16 protein-coding genes and 1 pseudogene are annotated in these 16,949 nt (G+C 39.4%); 3 read left to right on the plus strand and 14 right to left on the minus strand.

Annotation, left to right across the window (positions count from 1 at the left end; translation table 11 throughout):
• Positions 1 to 12: 12 nt before the first annotated feature.
• From glyA to MHH51_RS20195, 4 genes are all read right to left on the minus strand, one after another.
• Positions 13 to 1,248: a serine hydroxymethyltransferase gene (glyA, locus tag MHH51_RS20180; RefSeq protein WP_339286332.1), complete on the minus strand. Its 1,236-nt coding sequence runs from the start codon at positions 1,246 to 1,248 to the stop codon at positions 13 to 15.
• Positions 1,249 to 1,340: 92 nt separating this feature from the next.
• Positions 1,341 to 1,886 carry a TIGR01440 family protein gene (locus MHH51_RS20185; protein ID WP_339283269.1) on the minus strand — a complete coding sequence of 182 codons (546 nt, stop codon included), beginning with the start codon at positions 1,884 to 1,886 and terminating at the stop codon, positions 1,341 to 1,343.
• A gap of 94 nt (positions 1,887 to 1,980) precedes the next feature.
• Complete coding sequence (locus MHH51_RS20190; RefSeq protein ID WP_156985151.1) at positions 1,981 to 3,363, minus strand: methyl-accepting chemotaxis protein; 1,383 nt, start codon at positions 3,361 to 3,363, stop codon at positions 1,981 to 1,983.
• Between the two features lie 268 nt (positions 3,364 to 3,631).
• Positions 3,632 to 4,237 (minus strand): low molecular weight protein arginine phosphatase, encoded by a 606-nt coding sequence (locus MHH51_RS20195; protein WP_339283272.1) that lies wholly within the window; start codon positions 4,235 to 4,237, stop codon positions 3,632 to 3,634.
• Positions 4,238 to 4,483: 246 nt separating this feature from the next.
• Between MHH51_RS20195 and MHH51_RS20200 the strand changes: the two genes are divergently transcribed.
• From MHH51_RS20200 to MHH51_RS20210, 3 genes and pseudogenes are all read left to right on the plus strand, one after another.
• Positions 4,484 to 4,990 (plus strand): RNA polymerase sigma factor, encoded by a 507-nt coding sequence (locus MHH51_RS20200; RefSeq protein ID WP_147212431.1) that lies wholly within the window; start codon positions 4,484 to 4,486, stop codon positions 4,988 to 4,990.
• Positions 4,977 to 5,813, plus strand: a complete 837-nt coding sequence (locus MHH51_RS20205; protein WP_156985153.1) for a hypothetical protein — start codon at positions 4,977 to 4,979, stop codon at positions 5,811 to 5,813. Before MHH51_RS20200 ends, MHH51_RS20205 begins: the two co-directional genes overlap by 14 nt.
• Before the next feature lie 365 nt (positions 5,814 to 6,178).
• A pseudogene (locus MHH51_RS20210) lies at positions 6,179 to 7,647 on the plus strand (alpha-amylase).
• A gap of 58 nt (positions 7,648 to 7,705) precedes the next feature.
• Here MHH51_RS20210 and MHH51_RS20215 read toward each other — a convergent pair.
• The 10 genes from MHH51_RS20215 to rho all read right to left on the minus strand — a co-directional run bounded on the left by MHH51_RS20215 (position 7,706) and on the right by rho (position 16,065).
• Positions 7,706 to 8,254: a manganese efflux pump MntP family protein gene (locus tag MHH51_RS20215; RefSeq protein WP_147212428.1), complete on the minus strand. Its 549-nt coding sequence runs from the start codon at positions 8,252 to 8,254 to the stop codon at positions 7,706 to 7,708.
• Positions 8,255 to 8,378: 124 nt separating this feature from the next.
• Positions 8,379 to 9,407, minus strand: a complete 1,029-nt coding sequence (locus MHH51_RS20220; RefSeq protein WP_339283279.1) for an L-threonylcarbamoyladenylate synthase — start codon at positions 9,405 to 9,407, stop codon at positions 8,379 to 8,381.
• Between the two features lie 236 nt (positions 9,408 to 9,643).
• A complete protein-coding gene (locus tag MHH51_RS20225; protein ID WP_147212426.1) occupies positions 9,644 to 10,045 on the minus strand; it encodes a hypothetical protein in 402 nt (133 codons plus the stop codon).
• Between the two features lie 80 nt (positions 10,046 to 10,125).
• Positions 10,126 to 10,719, minus strand: a complete 594-nt coding sequence (spoIIR, locus tag MHH51_RS20230; protein WP_147212425.1) for a stage II sporulation protein R — start codon at positions 10,717 to 10,719, stop codon at positions 10,126 to 10,128.
• Positions 10,720 to 10,846: 127 nt separating this feature from the next.
• Positions 10,847 to 11,713: a peptide chain release factor N(5)-glutamine methyltransferase gene (gene prmC, locus MHH51_RS20235; protein ID WP_339283282.1), complete on the minus strand. Its 867-nt coding sequence runs from the start codon at positions 11,711 to 11,713 to the stop codon at positions 10,847 to 10,849.
• A 3-nt stretch (positions 11,714 to 11,716) separates the two neighbouring features.
• Complete coding sequence (gene prfA / locus MHH51_RS20240; RefSeq protein WP_147212423.1) at positions 11,717 to 12,787, minus strand: peptide chain release factor 1; 1,071 nt, start codon at positions 12,785 to 12,787, stop codon at positions 11,717 to 11,719.
• 275 nt (positions 12,788 to 13,062) lie between these two features.
• Positions 13,063 to 13,308, minus strand: coding sequence for a hypothetical protein (locus MHH51_RS20245; protein WP_339283284.1), 246 nt, complete (start codon positions 13,306 to 13,308; stop codon positions 13,063 to 13,065).
• Between the two features lie 147 nt (positions 13,309 to 13,455).
• The gene (locus MHH51_RS20250; protein WP_156985159.1) at positions 13,456 to 14,079 is read right to left on the minus strand and encodes a thymidine kinase; all 624 of its coding nucleotides are present in this window, start codon (positions 14,077 to 14,079) and stop codon (positions 13,456 to 13,458) included.
• 268 nt (positions 14,080 to 14,347) lie between these two features.
• Positions 14,348 to 14,593 (minus strand): type B 50S ribosomal protein L31, encoded by a 246-nt coding sequence (locus MHH51_RS20255; protein WP_077602262.1) that lies wholly within the window; start codon positions 14,591 to 14,593, stop codon positions 14,348 to 14,350.
• Positions 14,594 to 14,781: 188 nt separating this feature from the next.
• The gene (rho, locus tag MHH51_RS20260) at positions 14,782 to 16,065 is read right to left on the minus strand and encodes a transcription termination factor Rho (RefSeq protein ID WP_147212416.1); all 1,284 of its coding nucleotides are present in this window, start codon (positions 16,063 to 16,065) and stop codon (positions 14,782 to 14,784) included.
• Positions 16,066 to 16,949 lie beyond the last annotated feature (884 nt).

The following is a 16,949-nucleotide window of genomic DNA, read 5'->3' on the forward strand; positions in this document are numbered from 1 at the left end:
AATGGGGATAATTTATTTATAGAGTGGGAATTTTTCTGTTAGTGCTTGTACGCGTTGTTTGGCTTCTTTTAGTTTTGCTTCGTCTTCGTAATTTTTTAATGTAAGTGAGATGATTTCTGCTATTTCTTTCATTTCTTCAATGCCGAATCCGCGTGTTGTTACTGCTGCGGTTCCGATGCGGACCCCGCTTGTTACAAATGGGCTTTCGGTATCAAATGGAATTGTATTTTTGTTTGTTGTTACGCCAACATCATCTAGAGCTTTTTCTGCTACTTTTCCTGTAAGGTTCAATGGTGTAACGTCTAATAATAACAAATGGTTGTCTGTTCCGCCTGAAACAATGCGGATGCCTTCTTTTTGCAATGCTTCGCCAAGTGCTTTTGCATTGTCGATAATGTTTCCGGAATATGCTTTAAAATCATCAGATAAGACTTCCTTAAAGGAAACAGCTTTTGCTGCAATGATATGCATTAAAGGCCCGCCCTGAATTCCCGGGAAGATCGCTTTATCAATTTTTTTCGCATATTCTTCTTTACAAAGAATCATACCTCCACGTGGTCCGCGCAATGTTTTATGCGTTGTTGTTGTGACAAAATCAGCATGCGGAACCGGATTTTCATGATGACCTGTAGCAACCAACCCGGCAATGTGTGCCATGTCAACCATCAGATAAGCACCGACAGCATCTGCAATTTCCCTAAACTTTTTAAAATCGATGCTTCTTGAATAGGCACTTGCACCGGCAACAATCAATTTCGGTTTTACTTCTTTTGCTTTTTCCAAAACAGCGTCATAATCCAGCTGTTCTGTCTCTTTATCCACACCATAGTCAACAAAATTGTACAAACCGCCACTGAAGTTAACCGGGCTTCCATGTGTTAAATGTCCGCCGTGGTTCAAATTCATTCCCAATACCGTATCTCCCGGCTCAAGAAAAGTAAAATAAACTGCCATATTCGCCTGAGAACCGGAATGAGGCTGTACATTGGCATGATCTGCGCCGAATATTTCCTTGGCACGTTCTCTTGCAAGGTCCTCTACAATATCAACATACTCACAACCGCCATAATAGCGCTTATCCGGGTAACCTTCAGCATATTTATTTGTAAGTATGGAGCCCATTGCATCCATAACTGCTCTGGATACAAAGTTTTCTGAAGCAATCAGCTCAATTTTATCCTGCTGACGCTCTTTCTCCTGTAACATTGCCTGAAAAACTTCATTATCTGCTTGTTTTACATATTCCATCATTAGTGTACAGCCTCCTATGTAAGGTAAAGTGTGAAAGAATTATTATTTGTTGTCCAAACTGAGGGGAAAGGAATAAAGAATCCAATCTGTTATCTAGATGGATTCTCTCCGTAAAATGCCCGGTGCCCGCCAATCAGCTTCGGACGAGTCCTTGCAGCGCGGACTCTGGCATGGCCAATCGTACGCTGCTTTAGCTTGAGCGGAACGGCTACCGGTTTCAAGTGCATTCCAATCATTGTTTCACCAATGTCTATTCCGGCATGTGCGCTTATATTTTCAACAACAGCAGGATTTTCCATTTGCTGATAAGCATAGCTCGCCATCGAACCTCCTGCTTTTGGAACAGGCACGACGGCTACCTCCTCTAAACCATACTGTACTGCTGTCTGTCTCTCTACGACAAGAGACCGGTTTAAGTGCTCACAGCATTGAAAAGCAAGATGGACACCTGTTTGTTTTTGAAGCTTTGTCATCTGCTCATAAATTGTTTTTGCAATTTCTGAACTTCCGCTTGTTCCAATGGGCTCGCCGGCCACTTCACTTGTCGAACAGCCGATGACAACAATCTCATCTTCCCGCAGGCAGTCCAGCGCCAGCCACTCCTCAATAACCAGCTTCAGGTCTTTGATTATCATAAATGACACACACCTTTACAGTCATTCATTCCATTCCTCCGTTTGACACAGCAAATAATAGAATCATTTATAGCATACCATGATTTTTTAAAAATTACGATACATCTTGATGACTGGTTTCTTCTAAAGATTCCTTATTGGTATTTAAAGGCTGTATAGGGGTAACACTGGCAGATTCAGCCACCTGCTTCACTTTAAATTGTTTAATCTGTTCTCTCAAAGCTCCTGCATGCTCCTCCATTTCACGAGCCAATTGATCTACTTGTTCCATTGTTACAACCTGCTCCTGAATTGCGGCATTAACCTCTTGTGTTCCAGCAGATGTCTCTTCGGCAATCGCCGCTACTTCCTGAGACTGGTTTGCTGTATTTTGAATCGACTGCAGCTGCTGTTCCACTAATCTATAAATTGTATCAATCTGTGTAGCTGTTTCCGTTACAGTACTGCCCATTTTAGCAATGGTACGGTTTGTATTTTCTCCACGGTCCACTTCCTCGCGAGCAGACTTCACATTCGTATTAATTTTTGTTGCCACCTGCTTTACATCATCCTGGATAGAAAGCAAGAGTGTTGAGATATCGTTAACTGCTTTCCCGCTTTGATCAGCCAGCTTTCTTACTTCTTCAGCAACAACAGCAAAGCCTTTTCCGTGTTCACCTGCCCGGGCAGCTTCAATAGAGGCATTTAAAGCTAATAAGTTGGTCTGTTCTGCAATTTCGCCAACTAAGGTAATAATTCCTTCAATCTCCATCGTACTCTTGCGTAAGTGATTCACATCTTCTAATGATACTTCCTGTTCCACTGCGATACGCTGAATTCCGTCAACCAGCTGTTTTACGACATTCTGCCCCTCTTCCAGCATATTGATCATGGAGTTAGACTGCTGTTTGGAAACCTCTGCTTTATTCTGTACCTCTTTGGCTAATCCCGTTGCTATTTCAATAGAACCCACCGTTTCCTGCGTGGCACGTGATGAATTCTCTGCTCCATCTGAAATTTCGGTGATAGATTCACCAATCGCTGCGGAATGCTGTGTAGCCCTGTTTGAAGCCTCTTTCAACTGAGTCACTGTCTCATTTGTTTCCTCAAAATGCTGGTCAATATTTGTCACCATTTTATTTAAGCTTTGCAGCATACTGTTTACAGCAACAGACAAGGATTTAATCTCATCATCAGATTTTGGTATTTCTACCTGCAGTTCCAGGTTTCCTTTTGCTGCCTCTCCCGTAATCTGCTCTAATTTCTGCAAAGGCTTCGTAATCCATCTAGCTGCAAAAAACGCAAGGATTCCTGACCAGATTACACCTAACAGTAATGTTACAATAACAAAAAACTGCTGTGATACATTAATCCATGACTGTATATAGTCAAATAAAATATAAATAAAAACTGCACTTGTTGAATACGTGATAAGCGCTAAAAAGGTTGTAAACACAACAAGCTTTAACCTTAAACTAAACCGATATTTATTCCCCATTAAACCTTCCACTCCCCCGATTAAACTTTCTTTCGCTGCCGGTATTTATCATTGATAGTTGTCCGTAAAACTCCACGAAATGAAGTTTCATTTCATAAGCTTAAGCTTCCAGCTCTAAACAGAAAGGAAATATGAATAAAAAGCATCAGCAGAGCATTCAAAACTCCCAGTATAAGGTTTTTCCTGAAAATACACCAGTGCCATTATCCTCTTTGAATTACAAATATTTCACGGATTACCATACTTCGAATGTATCACTCAAAGGTATTTACTCTTCAGGAGACAGCCATTGATTCAGACACGTTTCAATCTCCTGCTTCGTTTCCAGGTAATACGCTGCCGGACCGCCAAATGGGTCAGCAATATCCGAATGAACCAGCTGGCTTTTTAAGCAGTGAATCGTTTCAAGCTCTTCATGGCACGCTTCATACAGGAGCTGATTCTGTTTTATCGGATCTACTTCTGCATCCAATTGTTCTAAACAGCGCTTTCTTTTTTCTTCCAATTCTGTATAGACTTTTTCTAATTCACTCCATATTTGTATATCGGCATGTAGTGCAAATTCTTTAAGTGTATATATCTTTTTTCTTTCTTCCGGGTATTTAGCCCAGACCATTTCCTTATGTGAAGCAGTCATTGTCAGGATAAGATCTGCCCACTGAACCAATTCCTGGCTGATCGGGGAAGCTTGATGATTTATTTCAATGCCCTGTCTCCTTAAAACTTCTGTTGTCTGTCTGCTTGCAGGGGCTCCGGGCATGGCTGTAATCCCACAGGATTTCACATGCATTTCTGCCGGTGCACGCTGCTTTAATAATGCTTCTGCCATAGGACTGCGACATGTATTCCCTGTACATACGAAGAGTACATTCATAGGTAAATCCTCCTATCTATTATCATAATTGTTATATAAATAGTAGTTTTCTTTATCATACCATGATTAATTGAAAAAAGCAGAGCACCCTTTTTTACATCCATTGGGCAGAACAGCGTGTTTAAAATAAATTCATTAAGATAACCAACTAAACAAGATTACAAATTTTTTGTAACATTTCTCCTTTCATATCGTCTAATATAAAAATAAGACAAACGATGTCAGAATCCCCGGGGAGGTTTTAGTATGGATAAGGAATTGATTTCGGACTGGTTTGATTATTATGCGGATGACGTTTACCGTTTTTTAATTTATTATATGTCCACGCCAGATGTAGAAGACCTCGTCCAGGAAGTGTTTATGCGGGCGATTGACCGGTATCCATCCTTTAAGGGTGAGTCCAGTCCGAAAACCTGGCTTATCTCTATCGCACGTCATCTGGCAATAGATGAAACGCGCAGGCAAAATCGAAAAGACTGGCGTAAGCTGATTAAGACGCATTCATTTCATACAGAAATATCTCCAGAAGATCAACAAATATCAGAAGAAAGAAAAATTGTTCTGCATCAGGCAATCGAAAAATTAAAAGATGATTACCGATCTGTTGTTATTTTAAGAGGAATTGAGGAATTATCCGTCACAGAAACGGCTCAGGTATTAAAATGGACGGAGTCAAAAGTACGAGTAACGTTTCACAGAGCTTTAAAGGTGCTGAAGTCGGAAGTCAAGGAGGTTCGTTATGAATCATCATGATAAAGATTTTACAAAGGAGTTAACTAAATTGAAAATAAACCGTTCTTTAGATACGGAGAAAAAGGAGAGCATGAAAATGGCTTTAAACAAACACGCTGAGAAAAAGCGGGCACAGCAGCAGCGCAAGTCCAAGGTAAAGCACGCATTCATCTGGTTATCCACAGCAGCCGTTATCGTCCTTTGCGGCGTATTTATTTTCCAGATTATTAATAATGATTCTGTTACCGCTCCTGATAAAGAACAGGAGGATATGTATTCAGATCCCGATATACAACATGATATCGCCCCCGTAGAGCCGAAAGATACGGGAATCGTGGAATCAGAAAAAAGATCGGATAAGGAAGATAGTACTTCCGTTTTTTCTATTAAAGAGAACGGAACGGAAACAGATACTATTCTGCTTGAAGGTATGGAGGAAGAGGTAACTGTTTATAACTTCACTATTGAACCATATAATATCCAGTTTCAAATGGAGGAATTTCTTTCTAACTATGAAACAACAGAAGAGGAAGTTCGCTTTTACAGCGGCGCAGAAAATGCAGAAGTTCGTATCCAAGTAGCAGAATCCACTACGATAGAGGATACAATTGCCGATGTACAGGAATCTTACGATCATAAATTTAACAATGCGGAGGACCCCCAGGCATTACCAGCAGACGATAATGCTTATGAAGGAGTTACCCAGCATGTTTCTGATCCGCCTGAAGGATATTACTTGTATCAAATAGATGATAATGTACTTATCATTCAATACGAGTATGATATAGAAGCAGCAGATGGCGTACCGCCGCGCTTGGAATTGCTGCGGAAGTCCATACAATAATAAAGAGCAGCTGACTAAGCCTGTTTCCATTAAAAGGGAACAGGCTCTTTATATTAGAACTCCAAAATACATATAAATACGGAGTATAAGCCTACTTGTACTATTTACCAGTTATCGCTCCGTCCCTCTTTTTATTTATTTCAAAAATAATAGGTTTGGTTTTCATAAATAAAGTGAATCTACATCTTAGTGGCAAAAATAAATCCGAGAAGAATTACATCCGCTATAAATAGACACTTTTCAATATGCACACTATTCGATGAGGCAGAACCAGGATTTACTTCTCATCAAAGGAAGCAATACATTAAAAATATTGCAGAATGCGATTAAATACGGCATCTGCTCATTAAACAAGGAGACATAATATGAAACGAAATCATACGATGATTCAATTTTTTGAGTGGCATGTAGAGGCTGATGGACTCCACTGGAATCGCCTGAAGGAAGCAGCTCCTGAATTAAAAAACAGAGGGATTGATGCGGTTTGGATCCCGCCTGCTACAAAAGGGATGTCTGCTGAAGATACAGGATACGCCCCTTATGATTTATACGACTTGGGAGAATTTGAACAAAAAGGCAGTGCCGCTACAAAATATGGCACTAAAAAGGAATTACTGGATGCAATAAAGGTATGTCATGATCACGACATTCACGTTTATGCCGATGTCGTTATGAATCATAAAGCTGGAGCAGATGATACGGAAATTTTTCAAGTAATTGAAGTCGATCCAAATGACAGAACAAAAGAAGTTTCCGAGTCTTTTGATATTGAGGGGTGGACAAAATTTACATTCCCGAATCGGAATGATAAGTATTCTTCTTTTAAATGGGGATTCGAATATTTTAACGGGACGGATTTTGATGCAATGGAGGATAGAACCGGTGTCTTTCGAATTATCGGTGATAATAAAACCTGGAGTGATGAGGTAGACGATGAATTTAGTAATTATGATTATTTAATGTTTGCTAATATCGATTACAACCATCCGAAAGTGCGGGAAGAAATGATTCACTGGGGCAAATGGCTTGCAGATACGTTACATTGCAATGGTTTCCGTTTGGATGCAATCAAACACATTAATCATGATTTTATTAAAATATTCACAGAACAGATTGCCCAGCATTGTGGAGATGATTTTTATTTCGTTGGTGAGTTCTGGAAGCACGACTTAGAAGCATGTCAGCAATTTTTGGAACAGATTGATTACAAGATCGATTTATTTGATGTAGCTCTGCATGATAAGCTGCATGCAGCTTCTAAATCTGGTAATGATTTTGATCTTACTACGATTTTGATGATACATTGGTTCAATCATATCCGCTTCAAGCTGTAACCTTTGTCGATAATCATGATACACAGCCTGGTGAGGCGCTTGAATCCTGGGTGGAGGATTGGTTTAAACAAAGTGCGTATGCCCTTATTTTACTGCGTAAAGACGGCTATCCCTGCCTTTTTTACGGCGATTATTTTGGCATCGGCGGAGAAAATCCAATTGATCCGAAACAAGAAGCCATCAATCCTATTCTCTATGCCCGTTACCATAAAGCATATGGTGAACAAGAGGACTATTTTGATCATCCTAATACGATTGGCTGGGTCCGTCTCGGCATACTGGAAATAGAGCGCTCGGGCTGCGCCATCGTCATTTCCAATGGAGATGATGGTGAAAAAAGAATGCGTGTAGGAGATAATCGCACAGGGGAAATTTGGGTTGACTTGACCGGCACAAGAGACGAGCATATTTATATTGAGGAAGATGGATTTGCTACTTTTCCTGTCAATGGAGGCAGTGTCTCAGTATGGGCACTTCCACAGGAGGACGTTGAATCATAAGTAACGCAGACCAATATGTAAGTCAGGTAAAAGCTTACACCTGAATAAATGCTGTTTCTCAGCTGAACAGCATATAAATCCCAAAGCTGCAAAGTATGATACCTCCAAAAATTTCGCTATATGTTCCCAGAAAGCCTTGCAGCCGTCTGCCTAGGAACAGACCAAGCCATGTTAGAATACAGCTTACTATTCCAAAAATCACAAGGGTGATAATGATAGTTACCCCGGAGATACCCAAGCTGAATCCTACTGTAAAGCTGTCGAGGCTGACACTGAATGCGAGCATCCATAATCCCAGGCCAACTGGCTGCCATCTATATTCATCTGATGTATGGAAAGCGGAGAAAAACATATGTGCACCGATAAAGAATAATAGTATTCCCGATGCCACTGCTGTCCATTGTCCAACCTGTTCTGATAAAGCATGTCCAAGCAGCATCCCTACCATCGGAAAAATCATATGAAAGCTGCCAATTACCAGTCCAATAACAGCAATCCGCTTTAACCGCATTTTATTCATCCCTAAGCCTAAGCTGATGGAGAATGCATCCATGCTTAAACCAATTGCAAGTAAAGCCAGTGAAAGTAATTCGGTAGAAAAAAACATCCATACATCCCCCTTTGAAGCATGCTTGTACAATTTATGCTTCACTTGTAGAGAATATGAATGTTTTAGATATATAAGTTGAATTGCAGCTTAGATAATTCACTTTTTATATTACACTGGCTTTTTATTCCTTTATTACACTATCTGCTGCTTTTCGCAAGCGGTTCATTACTGCCTCACCAATTCCTTTTTCCGTAAAAGTTTCACAAATAATTTTATCCACATTCGCCTGCTTAAAGAATCTTAATCCATCATATAAAGAAGAAGCAATTTCCTCTATTGTTCCTCCAAGTCTGTGAATATGCGTATCCTTTGTGAATATTTCAGCTGTTTGATCAGATAAGAGAACGCCGACTCTGCTGCCTGCCTGCTTTTCTTTATCTACGAAATCTTTGAGTTCCTGACCTGAGCCTGGAAATAGATAGAGCGGGACCTCTGGTGCATAATGCTTGTATTTCATTCCTGGAGCTTTCGGGCGGTCCACAGATGATGATGCAAGACCTGGATCTATCATGACAGCACCGGCCTCCAGCTCTAATTGTTCTTTAGTAACTCCTCCGGGGCGTAAAATAATCGGTATTTCCCCTGTACAGTCAATAACAGTCGATTCTAGGCCGACACCAGTTTGTCCGCCATCAATCAGACCGCCAATCCGTCCATTTAAATCATCATACACATGACTTGCATCTGTTGGGCTCGGTTTTCCAGATACATTTGCACTTGGGGCCGCAACCGGTTTTCCTGCTGCCTGGAGTAATGCAAGTGCAACAGGGTGACTGGGAATCCGGACACCAATTGTTGATAAACCCGCTTTTACATTTTGTGCACAGTACTCGTTCGCCGGTAAAATATATGTTAAAGGACCAGGTGAAAAAGCATCAATTAATTTATACACGTAGTCCGGAATAAATGTGACAAGCTCTTTTAATTGCTCTACAGAGGCAACATGAGCGATCAGTGGATTATCCTGCGGCCGCCCTTTCGCTTCAAATATTTTACGGACAGCTGATTCATTGGTAGCATCTGCTCCAAGTCCATATACCGTCTCTGTAGGAAAGGCAACAACATCTCCTGCTCTCAGCATCTCAGCCGCCTCATGGATATCCTTGTCTAATATATTTGTTGAATTTATTTTCCATACTTTCGTGTGCATAACGCTCCCTCTTTTCTACGTATCTATTTTAGTCGATTCATGACTGAAACGCAAAGGAGGGAATATTTCATCATACTTATACACATTATTCACAGTTTTTATCCACAGAATAATCTTTGTTCACATATTGCTACTATTTATACACAACCACCTGTGAATAGTGTGTATAATTTTCTCTTGACAAATAGAAAAGTAGTTCATTGTAGTTATATCAAGCATTTTTTATTTTTACTATACTAGGAAACTTGATATGCCCACCAATTCCCTGTTTTTTCTGAATTTATATTCTTAATTCTGACATCGCTTTCTCTTTTGAACTGTAAAGACTCTAAAAGGATATCCACAACTGGGCTTTGATTATGCACATATACACATTTTATGCCGTTTTTTCGGGAAATTACGAGAACGGACTCGAAAACAATGAATAATTTCTGCACATGCTCCTTATTTAAATATAATTGCTTAAGCCAATAAGTTGATTCATCTACCATCTCCAGATTAAAACAGCCTTCAATACTCCCATCTACTTCTACAACATAGCTTTCTTCCGTTAATTTTTTGCCAAAAAGCCTTTCATTCTTATGAATAAATTCCTCAATCAACTCTATTTTTGCTTCTTTGACTTGGTAGATTTGCATTTTTCCCATCCTCCATTCTTTTAATGTTGAAGAATTAATAGCGATTTACTTACTATATGAATATGCCTCTATCAAATAAACTATGACAACCCCAGCCATTTAAATAAAAAGAATTCTACTTTTACTTCTTCGTCCTCTTCTACCTCTGCTGCATCTTCACTTGCTACAGATGTGCCGTTAAAGAAATCCAGAAAGCATAACGGGGGGAATAATACACACCACCAGTTAGCACCGGAGCCTTCCCCAAGAGTTACTAAAATTGCTTCATATTCGCCTGCCGGATAAAGATAGTTTCCATATAATTTCGCCGGAAAAGATACATTCTCCCCATATTCCAATTCAAAATCCTGATCACTATTTTCTTGTTCCAGTGTATCTCTGACTACTTCTTCCAGTTCCGGAAGCCGATTGTTGATTAATTCTCTGGCTTCTTCAATATCTTCAATATTCTCCACCCATTCCGTAATAACTTTATTCACCTCATCACGGACTTTATGTTTTATATCCTGATCTTTCTCGCTGTCACTATTTGCAAGAATACGTAATCTGATTGCTTCATCCGGGATGACCTGATAGTCGAGCTCTTTACTCTGCAGCTCTTTTGCTGCACTAATTACAGGAATAATCGATAATAATATAAATAAAAGTCCTACTGCCGCCCATAATTTCTTCATTTAAAAAATCTCCCTTCCGCCTATCTATGAGATAGTGTGGACAAGGAGATTTATGCTTATACAAGTTTTATAGAAATATATATTTAAAATCAGGGTATATTTTTATGTCATTTTGGATATGAAAACATCAGTTTAAATGGGTTGCCAATACAATCCTGTCTTTTCCGTTAATGTCCTGTCTGATTTTCACATGACTGTCAGGGAATACCTGCTGAATGTATTCTTTAACAAGCTCGCCTTGTGTATAACCAATTTCAAATGCCAGTAATGTATCTTCTTTTAAAGGCATCTGCTTCACTTGTTCAATTATTCTGTAGTATGCTTCCATTCCATCCTCTTCAGCAAAAAGAGCTAGTTCCGGGTCAAAATTCCGGACTGTATCACTAAGCTCAGAGGCTTCTGATTTTGCAATATAAGGAGGGTTGGAAACAATCACATCAAATGATGTTGTTTCCTTCATAAGCGGAGATAAGAAATTCCCCTGCCAGAAAGAAATTTTAGCATGCAATTGAGCAGCATTCTGCTCAGCAACCTTTAATGCTCTCTCTGAAATATCCGTGGCAAACACCTCTGCATTATCTAATTCCAATGCCAGTGTAACAGCAATAATTCCGCTGCCGGTTCCTATATCAACAATCCGCACAGGCTCTCCCCGCTTAGAAGCAAGATATTCCTTTACTGCCAGGACCAGTTCCTCTGTTTCCGGTCTTGGAATTAATACATCCCTGTTCACTTGAAAGGAGCGGCCGTAAAATTCTTCATATCCAGTCAGATGCTGTACAGGAATTCCTGTTTCCGCATGTTTTTTTATATCTGTTTTAATCTGTATAAGTTTATCTTCCGGAATCGGCTCACGTAAAGAAAGCAGCCATTCCTGTCTGGATAATCCTAAATGGTGCCTGATTAAAATCTCGGCAACCTTTGATTCTCTATTCGCTTCTTCTAAAAAAAGAGAAGCCCAGTTAAGGACTTCATAAATTTTCATTTGGGTCATAGGTTATTCACCAATCTGTTCCAGTTTTTTCGCCTGCTCTTCCATAACAAGCGCATCGATAAATTCATCCAGCTTGCCCTGCATAATCTGGTCCAGCTTTTGAATAGTTAAGCCGATACGATGATCAGTAACACGGTTTTGCGGGTAGTTGTACGTACGGATACGCTCCGAACGGTCTCCTGTCCCAACCGCTGATTTACGGTTTTCATCATATTCTGCCTGCGCCTCCTGCTGGAATTTATCATAAATACGGGCGCGTAAGACCTTCATCGCTTTTTCTTTATTTTTAATCTGTGATTTTTCATCTTGAATCGATACGACAATCCCGGTAGGTTCATGCGTTAAACGCACCGCTGACATGGTTGTATTTACACTTTGACCACCTGGTCCGCTGGAAGCAAATGTATCCACACGGATATCCTTATCATGAACGTCTATCTCCACTTCTTCCGCTTCAGGCAGCACAGCAACCGTTGCAGTGGAGGTATGAATACGTCCGCCAGATTCTGTTTCGGGAACACGCTGGACACGATGTGCACCATTCTCATATTTAAGCTTAGAGAAAACATCTGAACCATTAATCATAAAGATAACCTCTTTATAACCGCCCACACCGGTTGAGCTTGCTTCCATCACGTCAATTTTCCAGCCTTGATTCTCTGCATAACGGGAATACATCCGGTATAAATCACCGGCAAATAAAGCAGCTTCATCTCCACCTGCAGCGCCGCGAATCTCCATAATAACGTTCTTATCATCGTTTGGATCCTTGGGAAGGAGAAGAATCTTCATTTTATCTTCTAATTCTTCTTTTCTGGATGATAATTCAGATACTTCCATTTTTGCCATTTCCAGCATTTCATCATCTGAATCGTCTTCCAGCATTTCTTTCGCGTCTATCAGCTGTGATGTTACTTCTTTATACTCACGGTAAGCCTGGACAACGTCTTCCAGTCCAGACTGCTCTTTCGAATATTCACGTAATTTTTTTGTATCACTGATTACTTCCGGGTCACTTAACATTTCATTTAATTTATTATACCGATCTTCCAGTGTCTGTAAACGATCTAACACAAGAATACACCTCTTTCTCTATAACAGTCTTATTATATTATAAGGGAGCACCCGGGTCAATTGCACGTCTGATTGAATGAGATTATATTACTGCCGGTGAAAGCAAAAATACCTATAGACTCAGGGACCCGTATTATAGGTGGCATGTCTATAGGTATTCTATCTTCGTTTCTTCTCTATTTGATATGTCATACAGCATAAACATAAATTCCTTTCCAGTTCAATATCTTTCTAAAAACGAGGAGCCGCTTTTTACCGTCATTTGAGACTATCCATTATTTCTCAATAATGTTAGGCTCTTTCCGACTGGTATGGAGAACATATAGCTCCCTGCTGAGGTCGTATCGATGAATTTCTTGATATACCTTCATCGCCTCTGGAGAATTAGTAAATTTTTTCAAAGGGGTAATATCAACTAAAATACGTTCACGATGATCATTTGTATGTGCATCAATTGCTTCAATCAAAACCCACTGTTCCGGAAACGCCTGGCACACATCTTCCCACTTCAATTGAGTCACCTCCAGGGTATTTATATTATACCATGAGAAAGCAATGTTATAATATACATCGATTTTAAGTAAATTTGCCGTAAATTTAGTTTTACGGTATTTTTTTGATATTCAATAAAAAAACTGCCGAAACATATAAATTCGGCAGTTTTTGTCTTAAATATTTGTTTGTGTTACTGTCTTGTTTTTTAAATTTACTTCCGGTCGGTTAGGTACTTCATGATGATGACGGCAGCGAGGTTCATAAGATTCGGATGCCCCCACCAAAATAACAGGGTCATCATAGGACGCCGGTTTGCCATCAATCAGCCGCTGCGTTCTGCTTGCGGGTGAACCGCAGATCGGACAGATTGCGTTTAATTTTGTAACGGATTCAGATAAAGCCATTAGCTGTGGTACAGGCTCAAAAGGTACTCCCCTGAAATCCATATCCAGTCCTGCTACAATAACGCGAATATCTCTGTGGACGAGCTCCTCAATCACATCAATGACATTACTATCAAAAAATTGCACCTCATCAATAGCTACAATATCTGCATCGGGCTCTATTTCCTCTAAAATTTCTGCTGCATCCTGGATAGATTTGGCAATTGTCGTTCTCCCATCATGAGAAACAACTGCTGTTTCATCATAACGATTATCTATCGCCGGTTTAAATACACATACATTTAAATGCGCATACGTTGCTCTTCTGACACGTCGTATTAATTCTTCTGATTTTCCGGAAAACATACTTCCGCAAATTAGCTCTACCCAGCCGTTTCTCTTCATCACATGCATTTGGAGAAGCTCCTCTCGCGAATAAATAGGATATATAAGTATATTCAGATTGAAACGCTTTTTAATAAACAGCATCAAAGCAGCTCATTAAAAAGGATATAAATATGTTTTACTCTGTTACTTTATCAAAAATGAAAAATCTTATTTTTCATACTATACCTCAATAAAAAGTAAAAAAACAGGCAAAATTAGACATTTTGCCTGTCCTTTAACATTCAATTCCTTACAAAATCTGCGTTACCCGGCGTATTTCCGGCCAATCAGATAATTAGTTAAGGTTATATTTTTTCTTAAAGCGATCCACACGGCCGCCGACTTTGTCAGCTTTTTGCTTACCAGTGTAGAATGGATGCGAATCAGAGCTGATTTCAACTTTTAGTAGAGGGTATGTGTTACCATCTTCCCACTCAATTGTTTCATCTGATCCTTTAGTTGATCCGCTTAAGAACTTGTAATTCGTGCTAGTATCTAGAAAAACTACTTTTCTGTACTCTGGATGAATATCCTTTTTCATGTTCTTCCACTCCTTTTTGCCCTGAATCCCTTGGAAACAGAGTTATTCTAAGAGCCGTCAGAGATGCAGGTGCATCTTATCTAAACTCACATAGAAAGATTATAACAGTCTGTAGGATGAAATGCAATAGCAGTTAGTAACAAAAGATAAATAAGTCGAGCTAAATAACTTTCTTATCAAATTGACTTTTATTGACGATTCATACCTTTTCGCTTCATTTCCTCGTCCATCAGCTGTAAGAATTCCTCGTTATTCTTAGAATGCTTCAGACGTTTTAAGAAGCGGTCTAAGAAATCATTGGAATCCTGCATTGTTTTACGCAGGAGCCACATCTTATCGAGATGTGCTTTGTCTACCAGAAGCTCTTCCTTCCGGGTTCCTGAACGCAGGATATCGATCGCAGGGAAAATCCGGCGGTCTGCAAGATGACGATTTAAATGCAGCTCCATATTTCCCGTCCCTTTAAATTCTTCATAAATCACATCATCCATACGTGAGCCTGTATCTACTAAGGCCGTAGCTAAGATGGTAAAGCTGCCACCCTCTTCAATATTTCTCGCCGCTCCAAAAAAGCGCTTCGGACGGTGGAAGGCTGCCGGATCAATACCCCCGGATAATGTACGGCCGCTTGGAGGAATAACCAAGTTATACGCACGGGCTAAACGTGTAATACTATCCATTAAAACGATGACATCACGTTTATGTTCTACCAGACGCATCGCGCGCTCCAAAACAAGCTCAGACACTTTAATATGACTTTCAGGAACTTCATCAAATGTAGAAGAAACGACATCTACATCCGGGCCTACAGAACGTTCAATATCCGTTACTTCCTCCGGCCGTTCATCCACCAGTAAAATAATCAGCTTAGCATGCGGATGGTTTTGAGAAATGCTGTTTGCGATTTCTTTAATTAACATCGTCTTACCGGCTTTTGGCGGCGCAACAATTAAACCACGCTGACCGAAGCCGACTGGTGTCATTAAATCCATAATACGTGTCGATAATTGATTTGTTTCTGTTTCTAATTTAATCGGTCTGTTTGGATAAAGTGCAGTCAACGCAGGAAAATGCACGCGTTCTTTGGATGAATCCGGATCTGCATCATTCACCGCATCTACATGTAACAGACCATAATAGCGTTCATTTTCTTTCGGTGGACGCACTTTTCCGGAAACCTTATCTCCATTTCTTAAATCAAAACGCCGGATTTGCGAAGCAGAGATATAGATATCCTCTGCACTTGGAGAATAATTAATCGGGCGCAGGAATCCAAATCCCTCAGAAGGAATAATCTCTAAAATTCCATCCATAAATAAAAATCCATCTTTTTCTGCTTGTGCTTTCAATATTGCAAATATTAACTCTTTCTTTGTCAATTTTGCGTAATAAGAAATCTTATAATCTTTTGCAAGTGTGTAAATCTCTTTTAACGTCATTGTCTCTAAACTAGAGATTGTCAGTGTTGCCATTAAATCACCACGCCTGTTCTAGGTTCTTTTAAATATTTCTAATGGGACAAACAGCCCCTTGTCCGACTGCTCTTGTATTTCTGTAAAACTTTTTGATTTTTTTCTGAAGTCATGTCTTATTCGGCAGAATGCGGACGGATACTATTAAACTCAGTCCTGTTTCACGGGATATAATAATCCTCTCACGAAACAGTCTTCTATTTTAAAAAAATAAATAGTTTGTTTACATATCACTATCATACCCTAACTGCAGTAATCATTATATTTTGTATACGCTTCATTAAATTCAACCTCTAAAGGATTTAGTTAAAGAAAATAATTCACATTATCTATCTCTATTTGGGAAATGATATGTACCTGGTTTCAAAATCTTGCTGACTTCTTTAATTACATCTACCAAATCCTTAAATTTAGAAGCACTATTTTTTATAACTGTATTCAGAACTGATTGCCTTGTATACGGAAGGAAATACTAAGAAGAGTCACCTTGTTCAACAGAAGCAATTTAGAAGCTGTTAACTTTATTTATACAACTGACAACGTATTTTATATCATGAAGACTTGAAGCTCCTTTTTATAACTTGCTGTCAGCCGTCTGATCAAATCGCTTATCTTTATTAAACATCTATTATCATACTCTTTTACGAAAAAAGATTCAATAGACTTTTTTGTCAAAAACAGAGGAATTTTATCTCATGTTGTAAAAATCTTTTAAACATCGTCTGAGGCTTTAAAAATTTTATTAAAATATAAAATTTCCCGGGAATTATTTGAAGTTACTTGAGGATATGTTTTATTTTAGTAAGAGGTTTTAAAAAGATGCAGGAAAATGATACACCTATATCAAAGAATCTGCCAAGCCATCCATATACCCTCAAGAATGC

Origin of the sequence: Oceanobacillus sp. FSL K6-3682 (assembly GCF_037976165.1) — a bacterium.
Lineage (GTDB): Bacteria > Bacillota > Bacilli > Bacillales > Amphibacillaceae > Oceanobacillus > Oceanobacillus sojae.